The organism is Neptunitalea chrysea, assembly GCF_027924145.1.
Classification (GTDB): Bacteria; Bacteroidota; Bacteroidia; order Flavobacteriales; family Flavobacteriaceae; genus Neptunitalea; species Neptunitalea chrysea.
In genome coordinates this window covers 252,734-264,851 of record NZ_BRVP01000001.1, presented here as the reverse complement: position 1 = coordinate 264,851, position 12,118 = coordinate 252,734, and the positions used below count along the sequence as shown (strand labels likewise).

Here is a 12,118-nt window from a genome sequence, read left to right as displayed (position 1 = left end):
CACCTGAGCAAAACTCAGGGTACTAATGAACAACATCAAAATTAATAGAGTAGTTTTTTTCATGTTGAATTGTCAGTTATAATTATAAAGTGTATTTCGGCTAAAATAAGGAATTTAACACAATAACAGGAAAAAGTTACAGGGTTATTTATAAATTTTAATCATTCTAAGGTTTATCGTCGTTTTTTCTCGATAAATGAAAAATTCAACATTTCTATTATAGTATGATACAATTCTGGCAGTACCAACTTAAATTGCTCCTGCTTCTCTACAAGGGCTTCAATACAAACTGAAAAAAACTCCATATTATTAGAAAACCCGTACTGTCTTAGAAATTTTTTACTTTTAATCGCTTCGATTTTGGTTTCATCTAACAAAATAGTCTTTAAAGCTTCTAATCCATCCTGAAAAATATCTGTACTCGCATTCTCCCCTCTAAGGTTGGAAAAAAATAATGCATGTGCGAACTCATGTAGTCCTAAATTGATACCATCATCAGAGTCTTCAAAGCCAATTAAAAAATGTTTCCAGGAGAAAACTACTGTTCTATGCATAGGGTTAAACTCCCCTTTATGGTATTCGTCATTCATATTACTATAATAAATATCAGGATATATAATAATACGGTGTACCGATGGAAAATCATAAAACCGCATCCCAAAAGAAAGAAAGACAGCACACGAAGCAATCTGAACCTTCACCTCATCTGTTAAAACAAATCCTTCTCTAGCAACAAATTCTTTATAAGATATAAACTTAACAACGCGATGATCAAAAATACGCTGCTTCTGAAGTGGTAATTTAGTGTAAAAGGGAAAGTTTTGTATTATTATACGACGATGATCTCTCTTTAATTTCTTAAGAAAAAAAGGAAAATAAATAAAAAACGGTTTTCTATAAAAATAATAACTTATAAAATCTAACAGTTTGTATACGTTAAAACCTATAACAAATACTATTAATAATGAAATCAAGATTTTTAACACAAAATCATCAGTTGATCCCTCTTCAACTAAGAAAATAAAAAGTTTAATCACCCTTAAAAATTTATACTAAATAATTTGAGAACAAATAAACTGAAATAACCTTATCCACAAAAAATAAAAAGGGGAAAATACCTTTTTTTATGAAAACTAAATCTAACAAGATTACCTTAAATTATTATTGCTAAGTACAATTATAATTTTCTCCCCCAATTTTTATGATAGTTCAAGATAAAGAAGGGTGCCAAAACTCCCACACTCAATTTCCATTTCCCGTATATCATTATTTTAGAACTAGACATCCTGATAATTTTGTAAATATTGATTATTATTTAAAATACATATTCACCTATTTTTAGTACTTTAAAAGCCTATAAATCATAACGTATGATATTTCATCAGGCATTAGGTACTCAAAGTTTTACTTTTAAAGACTTAAAAGAATTACTAGCTAAAGCTACTCCTCTCCGTACAGGAGATGTTTTAGCTGGTATTGCTGCTATAAACAACAGAGAACGCGTAGCCGCTCAGTATGCCCTTGCAGAACTCCCATTAAAGCATTTTCTTAAAGAATTAGTTATTCCTTACGAAACAGATGAAGTCTCAAGACTTATTATAGATGATTTTAATGCCGATGCGTTTAAATTGATTAGTCACTTAACAGTTGGTGATTTTAGAAACTGGCTTTTAACGGATGAAGTAAGTACCGAGGAGTTAAAAAAACTTTCTTCCGGACTTACCCCTGAAATGGTGGCAGCAGTTGCTAAACTCATGCGTAATCAAGATTTAATTTATGTAGCCTCTAAATGTGAAGTTCAAACTTCTTTTAGAAATACACTAGGAAAGAAAGGTCACTTCTCTACCCGTTTACAACCAAACCACCCAACTGATGATGCCAAAGGTATTGCTGCAGCAATATTAGATGGTTTGTTACTTGGAAATGGGGATGCCGTTATTGGAATTAATCCGGCTACGGATAACCTGAAAATAACCAGTGATTTATTAAAAATGTTGGATGGAATTATTCAGCAAAATGAAATCCCTACACAATCGTGTGTATTGAGTCATATTACTACCATGATGACATTAATGGAGCAAAATGCACCGGTTGATTTAGTGTTCCAATCTATTGGTGGTACCGAAGCGACCAATAAAAGTTTTGGTGTAAATATTGCCATGCTTCAAGAAGCTTATGACATGGCTTTATCTTTAAACAGGGGAACTGTTGGTAATAATGTAATGTATTTTGAAACCGGACAAGGAAGTTCGCTTTCTGCGAATGCACATCACGGGGTTGACCAACAAACTTGTGAAACTCGTTCATATGCTTTGGCCAGAAAATTTAATCCATTACTAATAAATACTGTTGTTGGTTTTATTGGTCCTGAATATTTATATGATGGGAAACAAATTACACGTGCCGGATTGGAAGATCATTTTTGTGGTAAACTTATGGGGCTCCCTATGGGGGTAGATGTTTGTTATACCAACCACGCTGAAGCAGACCAAGATGACATGGACAACCTGTTGACACTTTTAGCTACTGCTGGTTGTAATTATATTATAGGTGTTCCGGGAGCAGATGATATTATGCTTAATTACCAATCTACCTCTTACCATGATTCGGCTTATATACGTAAACTTTTAGGTTTACGCTCCGCACCTGAATTTGAAAATTGGCTTAATGAACGTTTCCCACTTTAAACTTATTACTTATGAACTCAAAAAAACACCCTAAAATACAAACCGACTCCGGACTTATAAAAAAAGAACACCTTAGTAACTACACCTTTGCAAGGGTAAACTTACCTAAGTCGGGCTTTGCCATAAACATGTCGGAAGTCTTAGCTTTTAGAGCAGACCATGCAAGTGCAAGAGACGCTATCTTTACAGCTTTTGATATTGAAAAAATAAAAGGAGAATTATCTCCGCTTACGTTAGATTTTATTGAAGTATCCTCCCAAGCAGAAGATAAGGCAGCTTATTTAAAAAGACCCGATTTAGGTAGAATGTTGAACGAAAAAAGTAACGAACTTTTAGAGGAATCAGTCAATTCTAAAGAAAAAGATATTGTTATAGTTATTAGCAACGGACTTTCTGCAACTGCAGTAAATGAAAACACAGCCTCAGTATTAAATCATCTTATTCCAAAAATAAAAGAAAGTAACCTTACCCTAGCACCCATAATTTTTGCTACAAATGGACGTGTAGCATTAGCTGATGAAATTGGCGAAAAACTCAACGCTAAACTAAGCATTATATTAGTAGGTGAACGCCCAGGGTTATCATCTCCCAATAGTATGAGTATTTATTTTACCTATGCTCCGGAAAAAGGACTTACAGATGAATCTAGAAACTGTATTAGTAATATACGCGACAAAGGGTTACCTCCTATTTCTGCAGCAGAAAAATTATTCTATCTTGTAAATACCGCTTTGACTAAAAGAATATCGGGCATACATTTAAAAGATGATATGGGGTTAACAGAATAAACAACAACATTTTAAAATACCTGATAACATTTATTTACCCCTATTGTATCCTTTACACATCTTCTTTATATAGTACCTACGCAGTGGTATTCTCTATCTAATTTATTTCTTATTACTCTTCTAACAAGTCTTTCTTATGCTTGGTAGACAAACAAGGTTCGGCATAACTAATCACCTTTCCTTTTTCAAGCTTCTCTAAGATATCTTTTATAGTAGCGTAATTGGTATCTTTTTTTACTTCCATAGAAAAGTAATTAGCCCCTACTCCTTCCGATTCACAATTTAAATCATGGAAGGTATTTCTAATCAATTCTTTGTTTAGCCCTTCCTTTAAAACTACCACAAGCACAATAGAATTCCCAGACGATTCTATAGTACGATGATAAACAAGCTTTTTTTCTAAACCGTTATACTCCGCAATAAAAATATCCTCACGTGCTATTGGCGGACCATAAAAGGGAATATTATCTAATTTAAAGACACTTTTTTTGGCATCTACAATATCGGCCCACATGGTTTCTACCACATCTTTATCTAGAATACTGCTATGATATTTAAACAGCACTTTTACTTTTTTAATCTCAGGTTTACTCATAACACAGCAAAAGTCGGGAATTTTTTAAAAAGAAAGAACACCCTTTTTTAAAGACTTACTATACTTTACTTTTTTTAAACCTTGCACGGTATGTAAATAACATGATTTCTAAATCCTTAAAACTCACCTCAAAATTATCAATGTTCAAAACCTCAGCTTCTGGATTCTTTTTATCTCCATACAAATAACTAAAAGAAGGTTCAGAAGTACGTTTATAGGTTCTAATCTCCACCTTTTCATCATAGATCTCTGACCAACTTTTAAAGCCAGCATTTTCAGTTGTTATTCCATGGTCGTCCAAAATTATTTTAGGCTTATTGTCTTTAAGTCTGCCAATGGCTTTATAAAATCTATGTGCCCCTAAAAAAATAAGAATCAATCCCATATAGGTATTTCTTTCTTCTTCGGTAAACTTCATTAAATAAATTCCACCCGCTATTAATATCAACACCACCAATAAAGTTATGTACGTAGTAGATTTTGAGTATCCAATCTCTGTTTTAGCAGGTAATGATGTATCTTCTTTAATTTCTGAATCTAACTGAGTATGTTCAGTTTCCTTTTGAACTGCTTCCAATGCCATTGTATTTTTAGTTCTTATATCTTCAAATATACTGTCTTATTATCAGAATCATATTTGTAACCTTGCCAAGCAACCAAATAGGATGTTATCTGATTAAGATTGTTAAAAGTAAAAAATATAAATCATCTTAAAAATGACGAATAACAGCTTGTTTTTACAGTAAATTACTTTCGGATAAATTCACCAAATTTTAGAAAGAATGATATGTCTATTTAGAGACAGGTCTTGGAGCATTTAATCTCAATTATTGATTACAAGCTACACCTTAAACTCACACCAAAGCGGATAATGATCTGAAATCATAAATGATTTAGATCTCTTGGTAAGATCTCTATTGACTAATGCAGAAGTTAAAAAATCAAAACTACCTGCATTTGTATATTCCATAGTAAGATTAGCACCAAATTGACTGTCTTTAAACCAAGCTATCTGATCATAATACCTACTTTTATCAAAAATGGAGCGTAAGACCGACTCATCTTGTAATTTTTCAGGAATATACAAACCTTCTTTGATAAAGGTTTGATGCAACAAATCGCCTCTCTTGTCAATATTAAAATCACCCAACGCAATAAGGTTTTGACTGTACGCATTTACATTACCCGACCATTTTGCCAACCATTTTGCTATAACCTCTAACTCTGGTATGCGAGCAGCAGCATTATCTCCATATAAAATGTGTAAGGTTACCAAAATAAAGGTTTGTTTTCCACTTTTAAAACTAACGGCATAAGGCGTTCTAGCAAACTGCGACTTTAAGGTATTCTCATTAGCTCCAGCATTCAACCATTCATCGGGAACTACCAATTCACAAGCCAACCCCGATAAGTTTACCCTACGGGTATCAAATAAATATGCCATACGTTCACCGTTTCCGGCATTTCCTTTAGTAACATCTGTTAAAATAAAAGACCAATTGGGACCTAGTACTTTTAGGGTATCTCTAAACGCTCTTAAATTAGACTTCAACTCTTGTATGGCAATAACATCAAAGCGTTTTAAAATTTCCGCAATACATAATACCGAGTGTAAATCTCTTTTAGGGGAATCGTTTTCTGTAGACATCCACTCACGGGTTAAATTACCAAAACCTCTGATATTCCAACTGGCAATTAATAAATTTTTGTCTAATTTTTTGGGCGGAACATTCGTATCTAAATCCCTTTTTAAAGCCTCTAAGTTTTCTAAAATATCTAATGGTGGAGTTTCTAAAATGGACGCCATAACGTATACTATTTAGGTGTTCTACTTTTATAAAGATTGCACGATTTAAATATATAAAATATGTTCTTTACAAAAAATACTCAACCATAAGTATACTCTTCAAAATCAAATAATTAACACATCTATAATACACAAACAAATTCGTACTACATAAGCTCTCTGGTTTCCCATAGCAACTCATTGGTAATGCGTGCTATATTATATAAAATTACAGCACTACTATGAGGTGTAGCCTCTTTAAAATCATAAAGCTCTTTCACTAATTTTTCAGACTTCTCAGAAACCTGTTTAAAATTTATCTTCTCCTCTTTTCTATGTTGGTGTATCGCTTCTAAAAGCTCAGATATTCTATGACAGTATACTTGCTTTTCTTCAGATAATTGTCCGTTATAATGGTGGGTACCAAAAGCAGAGATATAAGACAACAACGAGTGGTTATAATAGGTAAAATTTCGGGCAGACTCTAGCAGCTTTTGTTTGCCTTTGGGTTCTAAACGCATTCCGCGCCAAGCTTCCGTTAGTTGATTATCTGCATTGTTTGCCGAACGTTGATAATGTAAATAAGTATTGTAATCTATATTAGGTGTATAGATACTATCAAAATACCGTTTGTTTTTACCTACCGCAGTTTCTAATAAGTTTGGCAACTGTTTATAACTCCAGTTAGGCCATAAAAACCGGATTGACAAATAGGCTAAAGCTGCCCCTATTAAGGTATCTATGAGTCGTGGTTGCATTACCAGTACCCCTATATTTCCAAGAATATCAAAAATTTCTAAGACAAAAGTAGTTATAAAGACAACCGCTATGGTATAGTTTGTACGTACAAACTTAAAGAACAAGTATACCGATAGCAACAGCATTAAAATTTGTCCTTGCACATTTGCCATAATATGTGCTATGGAAATCCCTAATATAACTCCAATAATGGTACCTAATATGCGATAGAAAATACGTTGTCTTGTAGCCGAATAGGTTTGTTGTAGCACCAACATAGAAGTTAACAAAATCCAATCCCCTTTTTCAAAATGAAAATAATATTTCAACATATACCCCAACACCAAACATAACATTAAACGGGTAGCATGTCTAAAGCGTAAACTTCTTGGGTTTAGCAATTGTCTGAAAGGAACTGTTCTTACTTTATCCTTCATATCTGCCCTAGACCCCATATCTACAGGCTCTTTATCATCCAACATTCTAAGTATTTCCTCTAGTCTGGAAACATTTATAAATAGTAAGGATAGTGCTGTATATTGTGGACTCCCTTTATGCTGTTGAAATAATTGTTCTAAGGCCTTTTTGGTCCAGATAAGGCTTACAGGATGCTGATAGGTGGTTTCGGTTAAAATACTATCGGCATATATTTGAGTAGCTTTGGCTACTTCTTGCATTAATTGGCCTAAACCAGTAATTAACTCCGAGTTTTCAGACGTTTCACTTAAAATATAATATTCTTCATGGCTGGAAGTGGCTCTTCGTTGAATTTCCTGTAGCACATACCAACGATTAAAAAAGGTAGAAATTCTAGGTAACGACTCCTCCGATGATTCAGAACCAAAACTGTACAAATCATTTTTAATTAGATTTATCTTCTGGGAAACATCTATATTTTTAAGCGCTAACTCGTTTCTAATCTCCTGTTGTTGCTCTTTCGTACTCGGAAATAACTCAGCTTTTAACGCTATGTACTCTGCTATCTTTGTATACCCCGAAGCTATTTGTTCCTCTAGCAAACGCCATGGGTGTTTATAAGCTATACTAATAGATATCACTGCATATATTAATCCACCTAAAGGCATAATCACGGGTTGAAAATACCATGGATTTCCGTACCCAGCCCCCAGCATAGTATATACAGCAACTAAAATACATCCATAAGTAATCCCCTGAAATCGAGCACTATGACCACCAATTAGCGTAAACATAAACGTGAAAACCGCCAACCAAATACCAAAAGGTAAGGGATATAAACGCAACAACTCTACCGAAACGGCTACAAACACAAAACAGATATAGGTAAAAATTATCGATTTCAGCTTAGCTCTAGGGTGTACATCGGTTTCTGATAACGCCATAGCCACTACCCCTAAAGCAAGGGTAGCTCCTACCGACTTGTATCCGGCAATCACACACGGGATCAATAAAAAAGCGATACTTACTAATACCTTCAGAGCCCAAAAGTTATTGGGTTTTGTCCAGAATTTTTCAATCCATAAGGTACGGACTAACTGCTCTAGTTGTTTTGTTTTAAACTCCAATGAAAGCGCTTTTTAGTTTTACAAAAATAAAAAGGTTTTTGATGAAAAAGCCAGTATGATATCAGTTAATTCATTTAAAAATTTTATGTATCGCTTTTTATGTTCCTAAAGAAACAGAATTACAGCATGAATACATACAACCAAAATTCCCTTCTGCATTTTTCTTATTTTAGCAATCCAAATCCCATATTATGGATACTGCTACCATTGCTACTATAAAAAAAGAATTAGGTTACTACTCACAAACCGAGTTGTTAAACGTATGCCTACGTTTGGCAAAGTTTAAAAAAGAAAACAAAGAGTTACTTACGTACCTGCTTTTTGAAGCCGAAAACGAACAACATTATATAGACAGTGTTAAACGTGATATGGACGATGCCTTTGCAGCCATCAACACCAAAAACTATTATATGATAAAGAAAAGCGTACGTAAAATACTCACTACCGTTAAAAAATACATCCGCTATTCACAAAACAAAGAAACCGAAGTAGTACTCCTTCTCTATTTCTGCAGAAAGTTACGTACTATGAAACCCAGCTTTACTCGTAATACGGTTTTACGTAACAGCTACCAAACCCAATTACGCATGGCTAAGAATACCATTGCCAAGCTACACGAAGATTTACAATATGATTATGGGATGGAAGTTGATAAACTGGAATCTTAACCCTACCATTAAAACGTACATTTTTTTATTTAACACTTACGAAATGATTATCAATCAAATACATCAATAGCCTTAAAATATAACACCAAAAACAAACTCCCGCCACAACCAGATTGTGCCAGGAGTTTATCTAATTCAATAATTAAAAATAATACAATGGACTATAATTTTCTAAAAAGGCACCACTATTTTAGAACCTGATATTTTAAACCGTTTACTTACATAATTATGGTTCTCTTTTGATGGTTGACTGCCGCCCATATAAACAGTAAACCATCCAGGTTCTACTACTTGCTCGCCCTTTTTATTTATCATTGCCAATTGACGTGGTGTTACTATAAATGAAACTGTTTTGTTTGTTCCTTTTTTAAGATGAATACGATCAAAATCCTTTAATGCTACTATAGGGCGTGGCGTGCTTCCCTTCTCATCTTTTATATAAAGTTGTACTACTTCATCCCCATCCATTTCCCCAGTATTCTTAACGTCAACAGTTACCTTAATTCCTTTAGTTATATCTATTTTTTGAGGAAGTTGTAAGTTTGAGTACTCAAAACTAGTGTAGCTTAACCCATACCCAAACGGAAATAAAGGTTTCCCTTCAAAATATCGATAAGTACGCCCAGCCATGCTATAGTCTTCAAAATCGGGTAACTGATTTACAGATGCATAATACGTTACCGGAAGTCTACCTGCCGGATTGTAATCTCCAAACAATACATCGGCTATGGCATTCCCCCCTTGTTGTCCGGGATATCCCGCTGTTAAAATCCCCTGAACATTTTCGGCCGCATAATTAACAGAAAGGGCACTCCCGTTTAGTAACACCAATACCAAGGGTTTGCCAGTAGCAACCATTGCTTTTAACAAAGCAATTTGTGTTTTAGGTAAATCTAAACTGGTACGATCGCCACCTGAAAACCCTTCTAAATCTATTTGCATTTCTTCTCCTTCCAAGCGTTCATTTAATCCCAGTACCAAAACTGTAATATCAGATGTATTTGCTAAATCAATAGCTTCTTGTAATTGATTTACTTTAGGTACCGACCACATCATTTGAGCTATGGCATTACCATAAAGGTTACTATACTTTATTTCTATAGCATACTTTTTACCTTTCTCAAGGTATATTTCTTTCGGGTTCATTTTAGGATGATGCGTATGCTTGCCACCTCCATTAAGTGCGTCATTAATACTAAAATCAAGGTAAGGTTTTCCCCAATCACTAAAATAATACGTACCTGTCTCTGGTACTTTCAAATATCCAGTCCAACGTACACTGTAGTGTTGCATTGTAAACGCTGGTGATGGCGTGTCTATATCCCAATTAAAATCTATATGGTCATCTACTTGTACAAATAGAGGAGTCCCCTCCCAATTATGGTTATTAAAATAAGCAGCATCTAATCCCTGAGTACCCTTCGCTGTTTCTAAATATATAGAAGGTATTACTTCCATAGTAGGTATTCCCTTTGCTAGCGGTACCCCCTCTGCATAAGTAACTACAGCAGCCGGTGCTAACTTATTTTTAATACCCTCGTATACCGTTACCGGATGTACAGGAACTCCATTATAATTTCCCCATAGCGATTGTATATTGTTAGCGTTAGGGCCAATAACCGCTACTTTTTTTACTGTTTTAGAAATAGGTAGTATATGGTCTTTATTCTTTAAAAGAACAATACTCTCCTGCGCCGCCTTTCTGGCCAGTACATCATGAACAGGATGATTATTTAACGTATATGGTATTTGTGCATAGGCTACATCTTCCACCGGATCAAACATTCCCAATCTAAATCGGGCTTTAAAGAGTCGGATAAGAGCTTTATCTAAGGTTGCCTCTTCAACTAAGCCCTGTTCTACCGCTTGTACCAAGGCCTCATAAGTTGTACCGCAATTCAAATCGGTACCATTTCCTAAGGCTAGCGCCGAAGCCGTTGTGGCATTTTCACTCACCATATGATCTTTCCAAATATCATGAATAGCTCCACAATCAGAAACCACATAACCATCAAATCCCCATTTATTTCGTAACATATCAAATAGAAACGTATTAGCACTGGCTGCTTCTCCTCTAAAACGGTTATAAGCCGTCATAACCGAGGCTACTTTTCCCTCGGTTACCAAGGTTCTAAAAGCAGGTAAATAAGTTTCCCATAAATCTCTATCCGATGTCTGTGCATCAAACTTATGACGTAATGCCTCTGGTCCGCTATGCACCGCAAAGTGTTTAGCCGTGGCAACCACTTTCAAATAATCAGTATCAGTACCTTGTAATCCTTTCACATATGCCAACCCTAATTGTCCGGTTAAATACGGATCTTCCCCATAGGTTTCATGTCCTCTCCCCCACCTTGGATCTCTAAAAATATTAATGTTAGGCGACCAAAAGGTAAGACCTTGATAAATATCTCGCTGCCCCCTTCTAAGGTATTCTTGGTGCTTAGCTCTTGCCTCGTCAGAAATTACCGATGCTACCTCATATACCAAGGCGCTATCCCAAGAAGCAGCAATGGTAATAGATTGTGGAAAAACCGTTGCATAACCTGCTCTTGCTACCCCATGTAAACTTTCATTCCACCAATTGTATTTGGGAAGTTCTAGCCGTTCTATGCCTGGTGCATCAGACATTAATTGACTCACCTTTTCGGCTAAGGTCATATTGTTTATTAAATCTGCTACGCGCTCTTCTAGCGGTAGTTCAGGATTTTGATACGGAAAATTATATTGTCCATTTACTGCGATTGATGATAGTACTAAAAGGCAAAAGACAAATTGCTTTATCATGGTAGGTATGTTTTTTAAATATTATGTTATATCCTAAACAGTACTGTATATTCCTCCACTCTTACCTCGTACAATCCGAAAACGTTTTCGCTATATTATATATATATATATACGCAGTTTTACATTACCATTCCAACACAACCATATACAGTCATAATGACTACAAGGTACAAATTTTACGTTAAGTAATCAAAAAAGGTTTCAATAAATGCACTTTATTTACACTTATTGAAACCTACCTATATAGATTACTCATAACATACTTTAGAGCCATTCCGTAAAGTATTAACTATCAATTATCGACTAAATCATTTCGGGGCATCTCAATTATTGAGTAAATTATAACTTATTACCCTACATAGGCTACTTAAAAAAATAACCGATTTACCTATTACAAGCGTAAAATTTTATTGCTACAAAAAAATACCAAACAACATAAAAGTAACAAATACCCATTATTCATAACACCCAGTTAAACTTTATGTAACATATATAAATTACCATTGCAGTTAGTTTTAAAATAAG

Annotated in this window: 9 protein-coding genes; 3 read left to right on the top strand and 6 right to left on the bottom strand. The window is 34.6% G+C overall.

All coding sequences use genetic code 11. The features are described from left to right. Nucleotides 1-173: 173 nt before the first annotated feature. A complete protein-coding gene (locus NBRC110019_RS01130) occupies nt 174-1,037 on the bottom strand; it encodes a zinc-dependent peptidase (RefSeq protein ID WP_281751440.1) in 864 nt (287 codons plus the stop codon). Nucleotides 1,038-1,370: 333 nt separating this feature from the next. On the opposite strand from NBRC110019_RS01130, the gene NBRC110019_RS01125 reads away from it, so the two are divergent. Together NBRC110019_RS01125 and eutC are read left to right on the top strand one after the other, a co-directional pair. Further along, nucleotides 1,371-2,687: an ethanolamine ammonia-lyase subunit EutB gene (locus NBRC110019_RS01125; protein ID WP_281751438.1), complete on the top strand. Its 1,317-nt coding sequence runs from the start codon at nt 1,371-1,373 to the stop codon at nt 2,685-2,687. An 11-nt stretch (nt 2,688-2,698) separates the two neighbouring features. Next, nucleotides 2,699-3,475: an ethanolamine ammonia-lyase subunit EutC gene (eutC, locus tag NBRC110019_RS01120; protein WP_281751437.1), complete on the top strand. Its 777-nt coding sequence runs from the start codon at nt 2,699-2,701 to the stop codon at nt 3,473-3,475. Nucleotides 3,476-3,587: 112 nt separating this feature from the next. On the opposite strand, the gene NBRC110019_RS01115 is transcribed toward eutC, so the two are convergent. The 4 genes from NBRC110019_RS01115 to NBRC110019_RS01100 form a co-directional block, all read right to left on the bottom strand. Then, nucleotides 3,588-4,070, bottom strand: coding sequence for a DUF4265 domain-containing protein (locus NBRC110019_RS01115; RefSeq protein WP_281751436.1), 483 nt, complete (start codon nt 4,068-4,070; stop codon nt 3,588-3,590). Nucleotides 4,071-4,128: 58 nt separating this feature from the next. Further along, nucleotides 4,129-4,653, bottom strand: coding sequence for a hypothetical protein (locus NBRC110019_RS01110; protein WP_281751435.1), 525 nt, complete (start codon nt 4,651-4,653; stop codon nt 4,129-4,131). A gap of 258 nt (nt 4,654-4,911) precedes the next feature. Beyond that, nucleotides 4,912-5,877, bottom strand: a complete 966-nt coding sequence (locus NBRC110019_RS01105) for an endonuclease/exonuclease/phosphatase family protein (RefSeq protein WP_281751434.1) — start codon at nt 5,875-5,877, stop codon at nt 4,912-4,914. 146 nt (nt 5,878-6,023) lie between these two features. Next, nucleotides 6,024-8,138: an FUSC family membrane protein gene (locus NBRC110019_RS01100; protein WP_281751433.1), complete on the bottom strand. Its 2,115-nt coding sequence runs from the start codon at nt 8,136-8,138 to the stop codon at nt 6,024-6,026. Between the two features lie 191 nt (nt 8,139-8,329). On the opposite strand from NBRC110019_RS01100, the gene NBRC110019_RS01095 reads away from it, so the two are divergent. After that, a complete protein-coding gene (locus NBRC110019_RS01095; protein WP_281751432.1) occupies nt 8,330-8,806 on the top strand; it encodes a hypothetical protein in 477 nt (158 codons plus the stop codon). Between the two features lie 171 nt (nt 8,807-8,977). Here NBRC110019_RS01095 and NBRC110019_RS01090 read toward each other — a convergent pair whose 3' ends face one another. Next, the gene (locus NBRC110019_RS01090; RefSeq protein ID WP_281751431.1) at nt 8,978-11,593 is read right to left on the bottom strand and encodes a glycoside hydrolase family 3 C-terminal domain-containing protein; all 2,616 of its coding nucleotides are present in this window, start codon (nt 11,591-11,593) and stop codon (nt 8,978-8,980) included. Nucleotides 11,594-12,118 lie beyond the last annotated feature (525 nt).

What these genes read in the sequence shown, in the direction of transcription:
- NBRC110019_RS01110 (WP_281751435.1), bottom strand. Translation starts at nt 4,653, where the DNA reads ATGGCATTGGAAGCAGTTCAAAAGGAAACTGAACATACTCAGTTAGAT.
- NBRC110019_RS01125 (WP_281751438.1), top strand. Translation starts at nt 1,371, where the DNA reads ATGATATTTCATCAGGCATTAGGTACTCAAAGTTTTACTTTTAAAGAC.
- NBRC110019_RS01105 (WP_281751434.1), bottom strand. Translation starts at nt 5,877, where the DNA reads ATGGCGTCCATTTTAGAAACTCCACCATTAGATATTTTAGAAAACTTA.
- NBRC110019_RS01115 (WP_281751436.1), bottom strand. Translation starts at nt 4,070, where the DNA reads ATGAGTAAACCTGAGATTAAAAAAGTAAAAGTGCTGTTTAAATATCAT.
- NBRC110019_RS01090 (WP_281751431.1), bottom strand. Translation starts at nt 11,593, where the DNA reads ATGATAAAGCAATTTGTCTTTTGCCTTTTAGTACTATCATCAATCGCA.
- NBRC110019_RS01095 (WP_281751432.1), top strand. Translation starts at nt 8,330, where the DNA reads ATGGATACTGCTACCATTGCTACTATAAAAAAAGAATTAGGTTACTAC.
- eutC (WP_281751437.1), top strand. Translation starts at nt 2,699, where the DNA reads ATGAACTCAAAAAAACACCCTAAAATACAAACCGACTCCGGACTTATA.